Here is a 17,658-nt window from a genome sequence, read left to right as displayed (position 1 = left end):
TCAAAAAAATGAAATGAGTGATGGCATGGCATTAGAAGCAGAAACACTTGTAGAAGAGTGGTTTAATAGAAATGGTTATTTTACGATCCGTGGTATTAAAGAAAACATCGATGAAATTGATATTCTCGCAATTAAAAATACAGATATAAATACATTGGATTGTATTCATTGTGAAGTACAGGTCAGTGTCAGGCCTGTGGGTTACATAAGTAAGCTTACTAAAGAGTTAATGGAAGAATTAAAAGCACTTACAAAAACTAGTGCCAAGTTAAGAAATGAGCAACAAATTAAAGAATGCGCTATTGCTTGGGTTCGAAATAAATATGAAACAGATAAAAAAGTGAAATTGCGTAATAGATTCATGCTTAATGCGAACTGGAAATACATTCTAGTTCATGGAAATGTAAAAGATCAAAAAGAACTTATACACATATCTCAACAAGGAGTAGGATTGATACCTTTCTCACAGATACTCGATGATCTTTGTACAAAGCAAACTAGTATAGACATTTCAGGATCATCGGCGGGAGACCTAATAGAAATTTTATGAAAGTTAAATAAAAGACAAGCACATCAGTTAACAATATATTCACGCTGCGGACATACGTCCTTGATCCGGCATTCGCCTGGTACCTCAGATACGCTGAGGTCGTGAATACAGGAACGTTATATGAAACTATTTTGGAGGTTTAAATGAAGCAAATTAATTCAAAAGCAATGACACTTATTAGTGTAATTATTATTACAATTATTTTAATTGGCCTTATTCTCATGGTTGTCTCAATAACTAAACTATTTATGTCGATTGAAAAAGAGCTAGCGGCAGCTATAGTGGCAACTACGGGAACAATATTAGTTTCTGTTTTTTCTGTTATATACACTAAATATTTAGAAAAAAAGAGAAAAATTGAACAAGAATTAAGGGATAAGAAATTACCTATGTATGAATTGTTTGTTAATTACTGGTTTGATTTGATGTATAAAAAGAAACTAACAGGCGAACCAATGACTGAACAGGAAATGGTAGCATTTTTTAAAGAGTTTACTCAAGGATTATTAGTTTGGGGATCAGATGGTGTTATTTCAAAATGGTCTGATTTCAGAGTTAAGATGGTTAGCAATAGGGAGGGATTTAATGAAAATTTCTTTTTTGAATTTGAGGAATTATTGTTAGAAATAAGGAAAGATACAGGGCATAAAAACCTGAAAATAAGTAGAGGAGACTTACTTGGTTTGTTTATTAATGACATAGATAAGTATAAAAATAGATAGTTATTCAATTAATAGATTCACATAAAAAATATTCAAGCAACGGATCCTTTGGGAGCCTTGGTCTGCTAGATGGATTTTTCGGAGACGCATTTCGGCAGACAACCCCTTCGAGGTTGATGAATACAGGAACACTATGAGAAATCATTAAGAAAGCAGGAAAAATATGAAATATATCAGATATCCTAACGAAGAAGAATGGAAGGAGATTACTAATAATAGCCCATTTGTAGGATTTGATTTTTCATCTTCTAGCTTTTATAACAACAATCTTGGTGCAATTGATATATTTGATAGTCCGATAATTAACTCATATGGATTATTGTTAATACAGAGATTTAGATCACTTGTAGAAAGTTATATTTTATTAACTTTTTATTATCAACTAGGAATACCTGATGAGACTGAAAAGAGAGATAATAACGGAATCTTTAAAGATTTTGAACCACATCATTTTGGAAATAAAGAAAAGTTTGATTACTACTCGGATGTCTTTTATTTTAAAGTATTTTCATGTTGGGAAGTAGTAGGGCACATACTTAATATTCAGTATAATTTAGGGATTAAGAAAATTGAATTTAAGAAAGTGGTTAGGCAACTAAAAGGTAAAGATGATGATATGTTCCTAAAGCTGTCTGAAATTATGAGCAATATTGAATTTATTAATGCGAATACTTATAGGAACCACATAACTCATAATTACTCTCCGAACATGCCAGGATTAGTACGAAGAATAGATGACAATGGTGTCGTGATAGAGTATGTACATGAATATTTTAGCTCATCAGTGGTGTATGAGAATATTAAATCAGTATTAGAATTATTAAAGCGCAGTATTGAAGTGATTAAAAACTAAAAGATTATTTCAGTATTTCGACGAGGTCGATGACATTTCTTAACAAAGTATCTACGCTGGGGGCCGTTCGGCTCTTGGTTTGCATGAAGCGGTAAGCAGGGGTGATTTCAGCTCACAACCCTGCGAAGCTAAGTCCCTCGGACCCGGTCGCGATGCTTCCTTAAGCCTCTCGGATTCGTAGGTACGGAAACGTTAGGTGTAATTATTGTGAAAATGAAATGAGGGGCACTATGAAGTGGGTTATATGTTTAGCTGGAGATGAAAAGGAACTTTATGAACTTTCAAAGTCACTTAATACCGAAAAGCTAACAATTTTCAAAGAAGAAGGTGAATATCGATTAAAATCATCAGATATCTCTTCTATTAATGACTATAAAGATGTTTCAAAAAAAGTAGACAATCTAGTGAAACTAATCGATGGTGTGACAAAGTTAGTGTTGGGAGCGCACAGGAAAATTACTGTATCGGATATTTATCTTCTAAATGATTATGGAGGACGGACTTTCTTTATGAGCGCGGAGCTTTCTGGTTCTTCAAGTATGACGGCAATTCCGCAAATAATAAAAGCTGACGAAGCAATTGTAATTTCTAATCCTGCTGATTCTGTACCTGATTTGTTAGAGCTGTGTGAAAAACATGAGGTAATTGATAAAGTAATAAAATTGATATCGTACGATGATGAAAGTTGGGTAGGATTATATAAAATTTTTGAAGTAATAGCTAAAGATGCTGATGTAAAATCTTTTTCTTCAATTTCTTCAGAGAATCTTAAGAGATTTACTAGGACTGCTAACAGCTATAAGGCAATTGGAATGGAAGCAAGACATGCATTAGATTATGAACCTCCTAAAGAACCGATGTATATAACAGAAGCAAAATCTTTAATTTGTTTATTAGTAAACGAGTGGATTAAACAAAAAAAATGATGTAATTATTCGAGGGAGGCAATTACTCCATTTATATAATTCTCACGCTGTGGGCCTTTTGGCTCTGAGTCTGCTAGTAGATTAATTCGGGGGAAGCGATTGTATGCAGACAACCCCTACAGGGTTCGTGAATACAGGAGCGTTATATGACATACATGAATTAAAGGGAAATTAAAACAATCAGAGGAGAACAAAACATGCAACTATTTGTTATAGGAAATGGCTTTGATATCGCTCATGGACTAAGTACAAGATACACTGATTTTAGAAGTTACATAGAGGGGAAATCATGGAGTTTTCTTTCTAGGTTTGAAGAATTATATGGATTTTATTCAGACGGTGATAAAAATCCAGCAGAAGATTATCTGTGGATAGACTTTGAGAACAACTTATCTGAAATTAGAGAAGAGATATTGGTAGATAGCGGCACATCAATTGAATTGGATCTAGAATCAGGGGATGTTGGTATATTGGATACATTGGATGCATACTGGGAACAGGAATATGGTTTTATTGAAGAGTTACAGAATTACCTCTATGAATGGGTTTCAAATATTAATATTGTTGTAGATAGAAAGACACAACTAATAAAAGAGGACTGTGATGACCTTTACCTTACGTTTAATTATACGTCCGTACTAGAAGATGTTTATAGAGTAGATTCAGGAAGAATATTACATATACATGGGTCTCTGAATGAATTAGATGATAGACCGATAATTGGGCATGGTAATTCTGAAAAGATTAAAAACATGAAGAGACTAGCAATAGAAGCGGCAAATAAATTCTATGAGAAAGAAGAAAGTATTTACAGGGCTATCTCAAACTATTATACGAGAACTTTAAAAGATGTAAGCCCAATCATAGCATTTAATCAGCATTTTTTTCAGAAACTTTCAAAAGTTACTCGAATTCACATTATTGGAACCTCACTTGGTGGCGTTGATATGCCATACTTTAACGAAATTAAAGAGAGTACAGAAGAAAATACTATTTGGAATATATACTGCTACTATCCACAAGATATGAGTATATTCGTAGAGAAAATAAAATCTTTAGGGGTAAATGAAGAAAATATTATAGCATTAGACACTTCAAAATTTTTCAATTTAAAAAAACCTTAACGGAATATTAAATAATTCAACACTTGAGGCAAGTACGTCATATAACATAATATTCACGCTGCTGGGATTTGCTCTTGGATCGGCATTCGCCGGATACTCAGCATACGCTGAGTCCTGAATACAGGAAGGTTAGGTGAAATTGCCAAGAGTTTAAGATTTTCGCTTTCAATTTTTATTTACAATATTAAATGGAGGTTGATAATATGGGTGAAACTATTATTGCAAAAGTATATTGCAGCTATTGTAATGGAGTTAGAAATCATACTTCGGTTATAGAACCATACAAGAGGAAATCTGGAATTGATGAAGATACTCAATGGGCGGAAAGCTACTATATTGCACAGTGTATGGGATGTGATACTGTTGCTTTCATCAAAGAGTATGGTGATGAGGACATGTGGGAAGAGAATCATCTTGGGGAGAGAGAATATTGTACAGAGGTTACTGTATATCCAGAGAAGCCTAAAACGGAGGATTCTATCCTGACATTCCCTACACTACAGCTAAATGCAAAAGATTTTGAAAAGCTTCCGGAGGACATTCTAGAATTGTACAATCAAATAATTTATGTCTACAACTTAAAATACTACTTACTTTGTGCATTTGGTTTACGAACCCTCATTGAAGCTATATGCAAACAAGTTGGTGTAACTGACGGCACATTGTTTGATGACAATAAAGTTCCAAGGTTACAAAAAGACAGAATGACAGAATGTAGATCTCAAAGTCTTGAAGGTAGGATCTATGGGCTTTATCAGAAAGACTATATTCTTTGGAAGCATGCATTGATTCTTCAAAAAGTTCGAGACGTTGGAAATTCAGCGGCCCATGAAATAAAAACTCCAACTAAAAAAACAGTAAAGGATAGTATTGGAATAATTGAGAAAGTACTTGAAGATATTTATGATTTAGATAAATATCAAATCACCTCTACGTAGTTTAATCTAGATAAGATTCTAAATAAGTATGTAACTTAAGTAAATTCTCCTATTATTATATTCACACATTAGGCATATGACCACCGTCCGGCAGTGGGATCTCGGGTAAGCAGAAGCCAACCAGACACACCTGGCATTCGTCAGGAAATCTGAATACGGGAATGTTATGGGAAAGTGAATAACGATTTTTTGTGCTTGCCTTACCGGCAATAGAAGAGGATGAGGTAGGGAATCTTACCTATGAAACTTATTTTTAACCTACTAAGAAGCCTACATTCTCTAATTCATGTAAAAGCAAACTTGAAGAATTTTCAAAGTGGTTATTAAAATCAGAAAAGGTATTGGTAATTACGTCATCTAATATAATATTCTCGCTTCAACATAAGCCCTGTAAACTAAAGAACATAAAGAGGAGTATATTAAATGCAAAATATTTTCGCTGAAACGTTAACCTTCACTTCTATAGTAGCAATATTAATTGCAATTATCAAAGGAGTATCATTAATAAAAAAACCAAAAATAGAAAAACAAATATTAGTTGATGAGCAAAAGATTATACTACATATTACGCAATTCGTTATATTAACTTTATTTTGTTCAGTATTTATATTAAGTTTTTTAGAGCAATATACAGGTGATAAGATATCGAATTATAAAAACGACAGTAACGCAATGCTGCAAATACTCTCTAGTGGATTAATGCTTGGATTTTTAGTGGCTTATATTATTTATCTTATATATACTCTGGCGATTATGAACTCAAAAAAACATTACATTAATCATTCAAAATATGGAAAAATATATATAATAAAGTCATTAGATGCTGAAAGAATACTCCTCTCTAATTTTGATTATGAAACAGAGGGCAGATTCCAATTAATATTAAAAAAAGATGATGTATTTGAATATAAAATTTTAAGAGATGGTAAGAAACATTTGAAAATAAGAAAGAGAACAACAGAAAACAAAAATAAGTAGTACTGTATTCAATTAGCTTTGTGCTTGATATAACGATATTTTCACGCTATGGAGTATCTTTTCCTTGATGGTGTAAAGATTAATTTAGTGCAGCCGTATTGATGTCGATAATGCAGATCTTTTTAGAGAATAATTGCTCTTATGGGGTCAAAAGAGACTGTGTTAGGAGAAAAAATAATACTTGGACAACAGAAGCGTTTTGTCGCTGTTAAGGAAATTAATCAATTGTTTATTTTAATTCGGAATTCGCATTTAAATACTAATATTTTCTTGTACAATTAGTACGAAATGAGAAAATATACTTCATTCTGAAAAGATTAATGCATTAAAATGACTGCTAACATCTAGTGCAGTTTAGACCCATTAGAGAGGTGCGTGTATGAGCCGGTTGCTTGACTTATTGGAAGAGGAACGGCGCAAGCTTGATCAGCTTGGTGAGGCATCCTTGAAGCAAGCGATACCGTTGTGGGACAATCCTGCAGTTCAGGAACAGAGTCGCAGGGTGGATGAACTGGTGGCACAAGTAAGTGAAATGAAAACAAGACATAGCCGATTGGTACGGTGATGAGCGAAGTACATAATGCGTAGGGGAGGAGAAGCTATGGATTTTCCACCGTGGATGCAACAAGCGATTCAGGCAAGGCTGGATGAGGTGTCTGCTCTAATTGAACATGATCCTGAACTGAGTCGTGTACGTGAGGAAACCGATGAAGCGTTCGAAGGATTGTTTGCTGGCAAGGATATGGAGCAGACATCTAAATATGCTGAGTGGGAGAGCCGATACATTGTCACCAAAGGGATAGAGAATGAGCGCTTGTACATGCAAGGACTGAGGGACGGCATTCAGCTCACAGTTTCCTTATTGGGCCAGTCGATGTTTGAGGAGACAAATGCAAAGGCTGATCAAACCATTAACGCGAACCCATAAGTCAGGGGAAGCGACCTTAATCTCTATCTAAATAAAACCAGCCGAAGCGGTAAGTTACACTCTTCGGCTGGTTTTTAACTCTCTACTTTTCCAAAATCCCAATCTTACTTCGCACTTACCGACTTAAACCAATCATTCACTTCTTGGGTGATCTGATCTCCGCCATTGGATTTCCAGTTGGCAACGAATTGGTCAAAGGCATCAATCGGCAGTTGGCCGTAAATGATTTTGTTGAAGGTTTCCATCTCGGACTGGCGGAGCAGGTTCCATTTGGATACCATGGTTGGCGTTGCAGCGCCAGTAAAGTAGTTTTGCTTACGAATGTCGATCTGTGACATCACGACTTTGGCAGCGGCCCAGTTTTCGGGTTTGCGGAACTCGGCCATTTGTTTCTCGTAAGGCGTTTCGGGCTTCTCGCCGTTAGCCAGTTTTACAAGTGTCTTCATGTACAGATCCGGAATACGGGCCGGGCCGGTCAGGAACGGGAATTCGTTGGAGAAGTCTTTGATCTTCTCTTTGTCACTGGTCGGTTTACCGTCAATGATATCCCAGTCGTATCCTTTGGCAAAGCCGTACTCATATGGACTGCCCGCAGCCGGGTTCGCCAGGTTATCGAGCAGGTAGTTGTAGTACAGGAAAATCGCTTCCGGATGCTTCGCATCTTTGTTGATCATGATACTGGCGTTGACGCCAGAGTTCTGCCACTTCGTGCCGATTTTGCCGTCTGGGCCAGCAGGAACGGGGTAGGCTTTGTATTTCGCGCCAGGTACGTTCTTGAGCAGATCGGGTGCAGGCCAGTCGGGTACCCAGTTCGCTCCAGGCAGGATGCCCGCTTTGCCAGCGGTCCAGCTCTCGGCGGCTTTACCTTCGTCCCACAGGGCGGAGTCGGTATGGATATATCCTTTATCCATCCATTCACTCAGCTTGGCAAGGGCTTGTTTTGCTCCGGGATTAACAGAGCCATACTCCAGATTACCATTGGCATCTTTGTTCCATTGTTCCTGGATTGTGCCGTATGCACCGAATAACCAGTCGAGCTGACCCATCCAGGTATTGGTGCTATTTTTCAGCGAGATCGCCAGTGGGAACACTTTATCCGGGGACAGGCCATCCGGGTTCTCGTTCTTGAATTTGTCCATGATGTTCTCAAGGTCTGCGATGGTCTTCGGAGCTTCGAGGTTCAGCTTCTCCATCCAGTCTTCTCTAAGCCAGAGCAGGGTATCGTCATTATCGGTATACTCCATGATTGGCATATTGTATTTCTTGCCGTCCTTGGTGAACGGGTACCACAGCTCGGGATGCGCGGCCGCATGGTCCTTGAGCGTTTTATTCGCATACTTGTCGAACAACTCATCGATGGCGATGAATTGACCGGAGTCGATCAGTTGATTGGTGAGTACTGCGTTCGTTGGTACAGTTACGAAATCAGGCAGCTTCTCGCCAGAGGCGATAGCCAGCTGCAGCTTTTGTCTGTATTGATCGTCATTGGCCGGATACCAGGTATCTTTATGCTTCATACCCAGCGTTTCCAGCATCCAGCGATCGTGAACGTTATTTTCTTTGGTATCCCCTTGAACGTATTTCTTCGGCATCAAAACCGAACTGAATTCGATGGGTGGGTCGTATTTACCTTTGGCAAAAGCAGCTTCTGCTTCAGCTGAACCGACGGTCGCCGGTGTATCATCTTTGGTACCATTGTCACTGGCTGTATCGCCACCGCCGCACGCAGTGATCGTGATGAGTGCGATAACCATGAGCAGTGACCACCATGTTTTGAATTTGATCATTGTTCAATCCCCCTACGATGTATGATCTTTACAAGTGTAACTGTACCAATTTGGGCGGGAGGGCATCTATATGAGTTTGTTAGTTTCGATAGGACTCTATTATGTTGTTTAATGTTGATCCCGATATTCTTGTGGCGTGACGCCGAATTGACGCTTGAACACTTTGATAAAATAAGCTGGGTCCATATAGCCAATCTCCATGCTGATTTCATATACTTTTTTGGTGGTCGTTACGAGCTTGTGACAGGCCCGATCCATGCGCAGGCGCGAGATATAATCACTGATACCTTCTCCGGTTTCAATTTTATAGATCTTGGACAAATGGGTCGGATGAAGATTAACATGGTCGGCCAGTACTCGCAAAGAAACATCCAAATGCAGGTTTTTATCCGTAAACTCCTGAATCTTCCTGACGTACTCCGAACGGATGTCCTTTATCTCGTTGGAGGTGCCTTCCTTGAGTTTGCCAAGCACACTGAGCGACCATTTGCGCAGTTTACTGATGGTGGTAAAAGCTTCTCCGCTCTGCAGCCACTCGATATCGTCACCCATTAAGTTGGTCAACGTCAGTCTGTTACGGTGTGCGAGATTGGTGAACGAAGCCGTAATTAAAAAACCAGCTTCCATACAATGCTCCCACGATTCCGACCATTTCTCATCCAGCTCCGCACAGACGGCTAGTATTTTTTCTTCTGCCGCATCCCATTGACCACTCTCTAACAGATGGATGAAAGTGGGTGGGGTATACAGGACATCCAGCGGACCTTGCGCTGTCGGATTCTCTACGTCACTGACCCGCATAACGAATTCACGCTCGTCGCCGACAATTTGCCGGAAATAAGCAGAGGCCTGCCGAAAACGATCATATAGCTGATCGGGAAACGCGAACCACTCGGTGATGACAATGGAGAGGGAACCCTTCAGGAACTGCTTAACTTTGGACTGAAGTTGTACGGAAAGCTTCTCCAGTATGGTTTCTTTTCCAATGTCGGTATCGTTCTCTTTCAGTTGAAGCAGAAACACCAGATATCCATGCTCCTCCTTCACGCCCCACACTTCCATAAACTCACCCATAATCTCTTCCGCCATATTGATGACCGCATATTCGAGCAAGGTTTGATCATTATTGTCATATTGGCCGAATTCTTCTTCCATACGTACAAGCATTAACGCACAGTCCCCGGCGTGGAAGGGCAGATCGTAATTGGCAAGTTTCCGTGCCCATTCGCTGGAGGCAATTCGATGTCCCTGCAAAGCTTCAAGGAGCAGTCGCCCCCGTAGATGCGGCAAATTCTCCCGAAGGGTAAATTGGGTTCGTTTTAGTGAGCTGACGAGTTCCCATTCGTTATTTAATTGATCGATGGCCTTCTGAACGGCACCCATTAATTCGTCATCTGTCGGTGGCTTCAGCAGATAGTCCACAGCCTCGAACTGGATGGCTTTTTTGGCATAATCAAATTCGGAATGTCCCGATAAAAGAATACATTTTATTTTTTTGTCACGGACTCTGATCCGTTCGATCAGTTCAATACCTGTCATTTCAGGCATCTGAATATCCGAGATCACAATATCGATAGGGTGGGTATCGATCAGTTGAAGTGCTTCGTGTGCCGAATATGCTTTGTGCACCTGTTCGATCCCCAGCGTATGCCAAGGCTTGGTCATGGAAAGGTTATCTACCCAGTGTGCTTCATCGTCTACGATGATCATTTGCATGTTGTTTGTCTCCTTGGTGGTATATAAGTCTTAATATTAAAATCAATGGATGCTTCTAGTGAACGAGGTCGCTACGGATTCGAGAAGGGTTCTTTCGATCGCTGTTATCCCCAGATTTTTTGGAATCCCTTATTTAAAGGGAAAATTCGGGGATAAAGGCGAGCGCTTCGCTTCTCCAGAATCCCTTCAACCCTTCGCTGTAGTTCACGTAAAGTTTACCCTTTATTTTAAAACAAGACCTTATATAAAGGTTGAATTTGTAATAAAGGCGAAGTGTGTAACGTTATTCCTCTTTCGGGATCTCCCAGATCATTTCGGTTCGGAATCCGCCGAGAGGGGAGGGGCCGAATAGAAGGTAGGACTGATTGCCGTACAGGTGCATGATCCGCTGATTCGTATTCCATAGGCCACAGCCCATTTCCTCCTGCAGCGGCTGCTGCATTTTAAGATTCAAAGCCTCCAGCTGATCCGGGCTCATGCCGGGTCCGTCGTCATCGATGTAAATTTTACAGAACCCATCCGAGCTCTCGCCAGTAATTCGAATTTCACCGGATGAATATGACTTCGCGACGCCGTGAATGACCGAATTCTCCACAATGGGTTGAAGCATTAATCGCGGTACGGACTGGGCGAGCATATCTTCAGGGATATCGATGTGATATTCAATTCGTCCATTGCGCAGCTTCTGGATATCCAAATAGTTGATGAGCAGATTAATCTCTTCCTTCAGGGGAGATGTCTCCCGTTCCACTCGTGTCGTATAGCGATAGTAGGCACTGAGGTTATGCGCCATGGAGACGACGGCTTGCTCGTCCTTCATCTGGGCCATGTTGATGATATAGCCAAGACAGTTATATAGAAAATGAGGATTGATCTGCGCCTGTAACTGTTTCAGTGTAGCTTCCTTGGCTCGGATCTTTTCCTGGAACACGTTCTCGATCAGGTCTTGAATCTGATGGGACATATCATTGAATCGATGGAACAAAAACGAGAATTCATTCTGATCCTTGCTATGCAGACGTACCGAATAATCTCCGCGCTGCACGCGGCGTAAGCCCTGGATCAGCTTTTTGATCGGATATTGAATGTTTCGATATAACAGGATCGAAGCGGAAATGCCCACTACAAACAGCAGAATCATAAAGAGATAGAACAAGTTCCGACTGAGCGAGATCGGCTGCAGAATCTGATAGAGTGGTACCACATCAACCAAATGCCAATCCAGATAGGAGGACTTCACCGAGCTCACCAGATATTTCTTCCCGTTCAGCTGGACGACATCCTGGGTGGTATCCTCTGACGAGTGTTCATCCAGATAACGAATGAGTTCTTCGGACAGCTGCTTGTCTGCACTGCGGTTCAGGATGGGCGAATTTCCTTTGTGATAAAAGAAGGGATCACCTTGTCCACCTTCCTTATACGTATCCAGCATGTTCTGAATGTTCTCATAACTGAAGCTGGCTTCAATCACCAGATTACTTCCCGTCAACATTCCTGGCTGGGCCAAGGAATCCGTAAAGAACCAGTAAAAGGATTTCATTTCCTCTTCTGACTCAGCACCATCACCGTATGTCCATTTTCCGCTCATATTTCTTTTCAGGTAATCTTCATCATACCCGGATAGTCCCTTGTAGTTGGCAATGACGTCTTGATTCTGCTGGGAATGCACAGCATATCGGGTAGGCCATATATCGGTAACCCCGGCTTGAAGCATCAGCTTTTCCTGAATGACATATCGGGTCTGCATCTTGTCGTAACGATCATTCCATATGTTCAAACCATTAAATGCTCTGACATTGGGATCTCTTGAAAGAATGATACTGAAATCCATCATCTGATTAATACGGGAATCGATCTGACTGGACAAAAACGTGAGCTGCTTCGTATTGGAGACCTGCAGCTCTTTGCTTACAACATCATAAGTGACGTTGTTCGAATAGGTATACATGATAATAATGGGGATGAACAGAACTACAATTAAACAGTTTATTTTGGCAAACAGACTAAACCGGGATCTTGTCGTTTTCTCCAATGATATTAAGCGCTTCCATATATTCATAAATGTCTCCTTTAAATACGTGTATGAACAATCTCTTCCGATGATATTCCTAACAAAACACTATCAAGCCTAACAATGTTATATAGTCAGACCTGAGAAATGCCTGATACTATTTATAGCAGAGATCCCCATTACACACAAAAACTTTTTTTGGGAACAGGAGCGCGCTATGGAGGCTAATATGGAAGCTAACCGGGTACCTCAGGCGGACATTGGGAGCAAGCCGAACAGAAAAACAAAAAAACGCTATAAACAACCATGGATTCTGCACTTTATGGTGCTGCCAGCGGCCATTATGGTCTTTATTTTTTCGTATATTCCGATGTCCGGGATTTTGATGGCATTTCAAGACTATAAACCTGCACTGGGTTTTTTCGATTCCGAATGGGTCGGATTGAAGCATTTCAGATACATGTGGGAAAATGATTACTTCTTGCAAATTACGTGGAACACGTTGTTCTTTGCCTGCTCCAAGATCGTCATGAACTTGATCATTCCGTTTGTCTTCGCCTTATTGCTCAATGAGGTACGGAAGATGGCGTTGAAAAGAACGATTCAGACGCTCGTGTATCTTCCCCACTTTCTATCATGGGTAACGTTATCAGGCATTCTGATCGATATTCTGGCCCAGACGGGCATCGTCAATCAGTTCCTGACCTCGGTGTTCGGCATTAAGCCGATTTTCTTCCTGGGCGATGGCAGCTGGTTCCGATTCACGGTTATTGCGAGTGATGTCTGGAAGGAATTTGGATTTAATACAATCATCTTCCTCGCGGCATTGTCCGGTATTAATCCGGCGCTGTATGAAGCGGCTGAAGTGGATGGGGCGGGACGCTGGAAACAAACAATGTTTATTACCATCCCGGCACTGATTCCGATTGGCATCGTAATTGCCACTCTGGCACTGGGTAATGTGCTCAACGCCAACTTTGACCAGATCTTTAACTTATATAGTCCGTTGATTTTCCAACAAGGAGATATTATTGATACGTTTGTGTATAGAGAAGGTCTGCTTAGTGGGCAGTTCAGCTTCGCTACCGCTGTGAATCTGTTCAAGTCGGTGATCAGCCTGATCCTGATTGTGATCTCCTATCGACTGGCTTACCGATTCGCAGGGTACAGAATTTTCTAGAAAGGATGACGACAGATGTACCATAAAACAATGCCTTATCGCATATTCAGCATATTCAACAATGTGTTCCTGACCATCCTTTCGCTGCTCTGTCTGCTGCCGTTATATCATTTGCTCATGGTATCGCTTAGCGCATCTGCACCTGCCAATGCCGGGCTGGTTACACTCTGGCCGATTGGTTTTACATTAGAAGCGTACACGAAGACGTTTGCGAATACCAACTTTCTATCTTCCTTGTGGGTGTCCGTCCAGCGGACGGTGCTGGGTACAGGACTTGCGTTAATCGTCAATACGATTGCCGCGTATGCACTCTCCAAGGAGACGCGCGTATTCCGTGCACGGAACATCTATCTCTGGTATTTTGTGATCACGATGTTATTCAGCGGTGGCCTCATTCCGGGATATATCCTGATTCTGAAGCTCGGCCTGATGAACACGTTGCTGGCCTTGATCCTGCCAGGACTGGTTGCTGTGTTCAACATCATTCTTCTGCTGAATTTCTTCCGTACCGTTCCGAAAGATCTGGAAGAAGCCGCCTTTATTGATGGTGCAGGACACTTGCAGACGTTTATTAAAATTTATCTGCCGGTCTCCATTCCCGTTATTGCAACAGTTTCCCTGTTCATGATGGTTGGTCATTGGAACGCGTATTTTGACGGGATTATTTACATGCGGGATGCGGAGAAGCTGCCACTGGCAACCTTCATGCAGACCATCATTGTGCAGGCCGACATGTCGAAGCTTGACCCGGAACTCGTCGCCAATCTTTCCCAGCGGACGATTCGGGCTTCACAGATCTTCATCAGTGCGCTACCGATCCTGCTCGTGTATCCGTTCCTGCAACGGTACTTTGTAACCGGGATCGTGGTTGGGGCTGTGAAGGAGTAGGGATGTACTGCCCTACGTATCAATAAAGAATAGGATTACGAAAAAGGAGTTGCTGAACTGGGGAAGGCCAGGGAGGTGGCTTCTTTTTTGTTGTGGAATAGGAGTATATTACCTTTAATTGAATAAAATGGTACTATGAGAGTTGATTAAGAGTATGAGTATTTCGCCAATAGGAGGATGTGGACAAAGTGAAGAAGATTATGGTTGTTACCCTTGCTTTGACGTTATTGAGCGTATCCATGACTTTTACAGCCACAAGCGCACCGAAAAAGATCAATATATTACTTAATGAAAAAGAACTAAAGACTCAAGCAGGTACTGAAGCTCCCAAGAAATCAATTGAAGTTACAGTTAACTTGGAAACATTTCAATTAGTAGAGGCAAATGATTATATCATCTCTGACGGCCACATACTCGTTTCGCCAGCCTATATTACGAATGTACTAGATTTCGATGTGCCTGGTAAAGGGATATGGTGGGATAACGAAGCCAAAAGTGTAATATTTGCATATGTCGACAAAGATGATTATCCAAAGCCAAGGTTAACCTTTAAGGTGGGGGAAAGCTCTTTTACCGAGTTCGACAAGCAAATTGAACTAAAGAGTAAAGTATTAATGGTAGATGGAAGAGTTTATTTGCCGTTAAGAGCAATTAGTGAAGCATATGGTAAGGAGGTTCATTGGGAATCCAATAACAGCAAGAACATGGTTCGAATAACTGCGAAGAATAACTTGCCATGATTTTTATGCAGAACAACAGGTTTTGAAGGATGTAATGTTTTAGTCTGGAAGATGATTTCCAGGGAAGCTAGGAAGCAACCAGACACACTCAGCATTCGCTGGGTCGTTAATACAGGAACGTTAAGCGATTTCGTTAAACTGGAAACATCCAGGATCGATCTCAAATATGTTTTTACGTTTAACCAGATCGTTGGATACTTAGAGACATCAGTCGATATGGGATTATTGAATATGAGGTATGTAAAGATAAAGTATAATTTGTAGGCTATATTTCTGAAAAGTGGAGATCGGAACGAAGCCCGTTGCCCATACACTCCCAATCCTGTTATAATTCCGGTATATCTATCGCATTGGGGGTTATGACGTGGCAATATGGATGATGCCGGATTGCTCGTTCGCTAGAAAGCCTTACGCAAAGCCTGAATAGGGGCGGACTTTGTGTAGGGCGCGACAAAATGAGATCGTTTGCCCTGGAATCAACATCAACATAATGGTTCAACCCGAGGCTTTGCACCTTACTTTATTTTCCTAATAAAAATAAGGGGCTGAAAGCCATGCAAACACCATTTATTCAGAATCACCAATTTAATTTTATCCAAAAACAAGCTGATTTCCTGCTCAAAACGCTGCGCTCGGTTGTGGATCGAAAAGTACTGGAAACTGTGCGCTATACAGTTGGCACGAATGCAGTGGGCATCTTTAATGAACTGACTCTGGAACAGAAGGAACTGCTGGAGCAGTTATCGACGTATGAGACGGCACATGACTTGCAGACGTATCTAAACCAGCTCGAATCACATCTAATTCCGTTTCCGCAAGTATCCGCGAAGCAGATCCAGAAGCTGTTTCCCAAGGTAAAGAAGCTCAAAGTGCCGGATCTGGAATCCATCGATTACGCACGTACAACTTATCTGAGATGGACCGACATTGCTACCGATCGCTTGTTCATCGTGTATCCGTATGAAGGCAGGTTCCTAGGGATTGAGGGGCGAATTACGGCGACGAACAAGAAGGGATACTGTATGTTCTGTCATCGCCATCAGGAGCTCGGATTCTTCAACGTAAAGACCAAGAACCATACGCCGGATAACATTTCTTCCGTTGCCCAGTACGTATGTACGGATAACACGGCTTGTAACCATAGCATCACCGATACCACTATGCTGGAGAAGTTTCTTCTCTCGACAGTAAAATAATGCAAGGCACAAAGGCAGGGTCGCTCTTCGGAGCGACCTTTTTGCCGTGTTCAAGCGTAGTTGTTTTTTTACTGTAAACGCGAGAAGATAGCGTTACGGTCAACGTATTTTATTTTCACAAAGAAGGCTTGAAGCCACCGAACGTATTACAAAACTTCAGAACTCATGTTTAGGAGTCATACCATATTCTCATACCTTACAGCGTCGAAGGATCATTGGCATAGTTCAGTCCCAAGTGATGTGCATGGTTCAGCAGTGCCACATAATGCTCAGGCTTGGATTCCAATGTTTCATATAAAAATTCAACCCTCGATTGGGACACGCCACAGTAATCGGCAATACCCACATTGAGCAGATTGGCGATCGATTGCCCATAGTTGCGCTTCTGCATCTGTTCTTCCGTCACGCCCGAAAGAGCGATCCACAATATCTGCTGATGAGGAAGTTTGTTCGCGCCGTAGGCAAACCCGTTGTTCATGACACGATCCACATATCCTTTCAGCATGGCTGGCAGATGCCACCACCAGAGAGGAAATACAAAAGCCACAGCATCGTGCTTCTTCAATCGTTCCATCTCCGTTTCAACCTCAGGCGAGAATACCTGTTTTTCTTGGGTATAGTCTGGTTCATCCATCTCCCGAAGAATCGGGTCGAAGCCAATCTCATGTAAATCCAGTATCTCATAACCATGACCAGCCTCGGCAAGACCTTGTACAAAACGATCAGCTATCTGGAAGGTTAGGGAATCTTTTCTCGGATGGGATACAACAACTAATACGTTCATCTTATCGTTCACTACCTTTCTGCATTGCTGTTTTGTAGCCATGAATCAATGGCTGATGCTATTATAAACAGGTATGAAAACATCTGGAAGTACGCACTTTATTGTTCTATAGGAAGAATGAAGTGCCATAGGAACATCAAAGTACCCTGAATGGATGCCTCGAAATAGGCTTAAATAACGGATAAAGAGAAGAAAGAAAGTAAGAGTATAAATAAGTTAGAGGAAAGAAGCATGAAGATCATGTTTTTTAGATTAGCTATAACTTGATGAAGGAGGGATGAACGTTGACGGAACATGGAAAAACGGGTGCTCCCAAAAAATATAAGGTCGGTGTAGA

17 protein-coding genes are annotated in these 17,658 nt (G+C 41.0%); 13 read left to right on the top strand and 4 right to left on the bottom strand.

Annotated elements, in window-relative coordinates; genetic code table 11:
* Window positions 1-13: 13 nt before the first annotated feature.
* From PPA03S_RS05325 to PPA03S_RS05285, 9 genes are all read left to right on the top strand, one after another.
* The gene (locus PPA03S_RS05325) at window positions 14-550 is read left to right on the top strand and encodes a hypothetical protein (protein ID WP_167665978.1); all 537 of its coding nucleotides are present in this window, start codon (window positions 14-16) and stop codon (window positions 548-550) included.
* A 143-nt stretch (window positions 551-693) separates the two neighbouring features.
* Window positions 694-1,272: a hypothetical protein gene (locus tag PPA03S_RS05320; RefSeq protein ID WP_062320569.1), complete on the top strand. Its 579-nt coding sequence runs from the start codon at window positions 694-696 to the stop codon at window positions 1,270-1,272.
* Window positions 1,273-1,435: 163 nt separating this feature from the next.
* On the top strand, window positions 1,436-2,125 hold the full coding sequence (locus tag PPA03S_RS05315; protein WP_062320566.1) for a Cthe_2314 family HEPN domain-containing protein: 690 nt from the start codon (window positions 1,436-1,438) through the stop codon (window positions 2,123-2,125).
* A 230-nt stretch (window positions 2,126-2,355) separates the two neighbouring features.
* Window positions 2,356-3,051: a hypothetical protein gene (locus tag PPA03S_RS05310; RefSeq protein WP_062320564.1), complete on the top strand. Its 696-nt coding sequence runs from the start codon at window positions 2,356-2,358 to the stop codon at window positions 3,049-3,051.
* A gap of 197 nt (window positions 3,052-3,248) precedes the next feature.
* Window positions 3,249-4,175 (top strand): bacteriophage abortive infection AbiH family protein, encoded by a 927-nt coding sequence (locus PPA03S_RS05305; protein WP_062320562.1) that lies wholly within the window; start codon window positions 3,249-3,251, stop codon window positions 4,173-4,175.
* 203 nt (window positions 4,176-4,378) lie between these two features.
* Complete coding sequence (locus tag PPA03S_RS05300; protein ID WP_062320560.1) at window positions 4,379-5,113, top strand: DUF4145 domain-containing protein; 735 nt, start codon at window positions 4,379-4,381, stop codon at window positions 5,111-5,113.
* A gap of 423 nt (window positions 5,114-5,536) precedes the next feature.
* Window positions 5,537-6,091, top strand: a complete 555-nt coding sequence (locus PPA03S_RS05295) for a hypothetical protein (RefSeq protein WP_062320559.1) — start codon at window positions 5,537-5,539, stop codon at window positions 6,089-6,091.
* 379 nt (window positions 6,092-6,470) lie between these two features.
* Window positions 6,471-6,656 (top strand): hypothetical protein, encoded by a 186-nt coding sequence (locus tag PPA03S_RS05290; protein ID WP_062320556.1) that lies wholly within the window; start codon window positions 6,471-6,473, stop codon window positions 6,654-6,656.
* 36 nt (window positions 6,657-6,692) lie between these two features.
* Entirely contained in the window at window positions 6,693-7,019 is a 327-nt protein-coding gene (locus PPA03S_RS05285; RefSeq protein WP_062320554.1) for a hypothetical protein, read from the top strand.
* A gap of 104 nt (window positions 7,020-7,123) precedes the next feature.
* Here the strand turns inward: PPA03S_RS05285 and PPA03S_RS05280 are convergent, their stop codons facing one another.
* The 3 genes from PPA03S_RS05280 to PPA03S_RS05270 all read right to left on the bottom strand — a co-directional run bounded on the left by PPA03S_RS05280 (window position 7,124) and on the right by PPA03S_RS05270 (window position 12,581).
* Window positions 7,124-8,806, bottom strand: a complete 1,683-nt coding sequence (locus tag PPA03S_RS05280; protein WP_062320552.1) for a type 2 periplasmic-binding domain-containing protein — start codon at window positions 8,804-8,806, stop codon at window positions 7,124-7,126.
* A gap of 108 nt (window positions 8,807-8,914) precedes the next feature.
* Window positions 8,915-10,522 (bottom strand): response regulator transcription factor, encoded by a 1,608-nt coding sequence (locus PPA03S_RS05275; protein ID WP_062320550.1) that lies wholly within the window; start codon window positions 10,520-10,522, stop codon window positions 8,915-8,917.
* Window positions 10,523-10,805: 283 nt separating this feature from the next.
* Window positions 10,806-12,581 carry a cache domain-containing sensor histidine kinase gene (locus PPA03S_RS05270; protein ID WP_062320548.1) on the bottom strand — a complete coding sequence of 592 codons (1,776 nt, stop codon included), beginning with the start codon at window positions 12,579-12,581 and terminating at the stop codon, window positions 10,806-10,808.
* A 274-nt stretch (window positions 12,582-12,855) separates the two neighbouring features.
* Here PPA03S_RS05270 and PPA03S_RS05265 point away from each other — a divergent pair, with 274 nt between their 5' ends.
* The 4 genes from PPA03S_RS05265 (at window position 12,856) to PPA03S_RS05245 (ending at window position 16,537) form a co-directional block, all read left to right on the top strand.
* The gene (locus PPA03S_RS05265; RefSeq protein ID WP_411835359.1) at window positions 12,856-13,713 is read left to right on the top strand and encodes an ABC transporter permease; all 858 of its coding nucleotides are present in this window, start codon (window positions 12,856-12,858) and stop codon (window positions 13,711-13,713) included.
* A 15-nt stretch (window positions 13,714-13,728) separates the two neighbouring features.
* Window positions 13,729-14,601: a carbohydrate ABC transporter permease gene (locus PPA03S_RS05260; RefSeq protein WP_062320544.1), complete on the top strand. Its 873-nt coding sequence runs from the start codon at window positions 13,729-13,731 to the stop codon at window positions 14,599-14,601.
* A gap of 188 nt (window positions 14,602-14,789) precedes the next feature.
* A complete protein-coding gene (locus PPA03S_RS05255; RefSeq protein WP_062320542.1) occupies window positions 14,790-15,341 on the top strand; it encodes a stalk domain-containing protein in 552 nt (183 codons plus the stop codon).
* Window positions 15,342-15,895: 554 nt separating this feature from the next.
* Window positions 15,896-16,537 carry a FusB/FusC family EF-G-binding protein gene (locus tag PPA03S_RS05245; RefSeq protein ID WP_062320538.1) on the top strand — a complete coding sequence of 214 codons (642 nt, stop codon included), beginning with the start codon at window positions 15,896-15,898 and terminating at the stop codon, window positions 16,535-16,537.
* Window positions 16,538-16,733: 196 nt separating this feature from the next.
* Here PPA03S_RS05245 and PPA03S_RS05240 read toward each other — a convergent pair whose 3' ends face one another.
* The gene (locus tag PPA03S_RS05240; protein ID WP_062320536.1) at window positions 16,734-17,321 is read right to left on the bottom strand and encodes an NAD(P)H oxidoreductase; all 588 of its coding nucleotides are present in this window, start codon (window positions 17,319-17,321) and stop codon (window positions 16,734-16,736) included.
* Between the last annotated feature and the right edge of the window lie 337 nt (window positions 17,322-17,658).

Origin of the sequence: Paenibacillus pabuli NBRC 13638 (genome assembly GCF_001514495.1) — a bacterium.
Taxonomy (GTDB): Bacteria; Bacillota; Bacilli; order Paenibacillales; family Paenibacillaceae; genus Paenibacillus; species Paenibacillus pabuli.
The sequence above is the reverse complement of the archived record's forward strand: the minus strand, read 5'-3'. Positions and strand labels throughout refer to the sequence as shown.

Coding starts and splice junctions, on each gene's coding strand:
- PPA03S_RS05265 (WP_411835359.1), top strand. CDS start 12,856: ATGGTGCTGCCAGCGGCCATTATGGTCTTTATTTTTTCGTATATTCCG.
- PPA03S_RS05270 (WP_062320548.1), bottom strand. CDS start 12,581: ATGAATATATGGAAGCGCTTAATATCATTGGAGAAAACGACAAGATCC.
- PPA03S_RS05260 (WP_062320544.1), top strand. CDS start 13,729: ATGTACCATAAAACAATGCCTTATCGCATATTCAGCATATTCAACAAT.
- PPA03S_RS05290 (WP_062320556.1), top strand. CDS start 6,471: ATGAGCCGGTTGCTTGACTTATTGGAAGAGGAACGGCGCAAGCTTGAT.
- PPA03S_RS05240 (WP_062320536.1), bottom strand. CDS start 17,321: ATGAACGTATTAGTTGTTGTATCCCATCCGAGAAAAGATTCCCTAACC.
- PPA03S_RS05300 (WP_062320560.1), top strand. CDS start 4,379: ATGGGTGAAACTATTATTGCAAAAGTATATTGCAGCTATTGTAATGGA.
- PPA03S_RS05315 (WP_062320566.1), top strand. CDS start 1,436: ATGAAATATATCAGATATCCTAACGAAGAAGAATGGAAGGAGATTACT.
- PPA03S_RS05245 (WP_062320538.1), top strand. CDS start 15,896: ATGCAAACACCATTTATTCAGAATCACCAATTTAATTTTATCCAAAAA.
- PPA03S_RS05275 (WP_062320550.1), bottom strand. CDS start 10,522: ATGCAAATGATCATCGTAGACGATGAAGCACACTGGGTAGATAACCTT.
- PPA03S_RS05285 (WP_062320554.1), top strand. CDS start 6,693: ATGGATTTTCCACCGTGGATGCAACAAGCGATTCAGGCAAGGCTGGAT.
- PPA03S_RS05305 (WP_062320562.1), top strand. CDS start 3,249: ATGCAACTATTTGTTATAGGAAATGGCTTTGATATCGCTCATGGACTA.
- PPA03S_RS05280 (WP_062320552.1), bottom strand. CDS start 8,806: ATGATCAAATTCAAAACATGGTGGTCACTGCTCATGGTTATCGCACTC.
- PPA03S_RS05325 (WP_167665978.1), top strand. CDS start 14: ATGAGTGATGGCATGGCATTAGAAGCAGAAACACTTGTAGAAGAGTGG.
- PPA03S_RS05310 (WP_062320564.1), top strand. CDS start 2,356: ATGAAGTGGGTTATATGTTTAGCTGGAGATGAAAAGGAACTTTATGAA.
- PPA03S_RS05295 (WP_062320559.1), top strand. CDS start 5,537: ATGCAAAATATTTTCGCTGAAACGTTAACCTTCACTTCTATAGTAGCA.
- PPA03S_RS05320 (WP_062320569.1), top strand. CDS start 694: ATGAAGCAAATTAATTCAAAAGCAATGACACTTATTAGTGTAATTATT.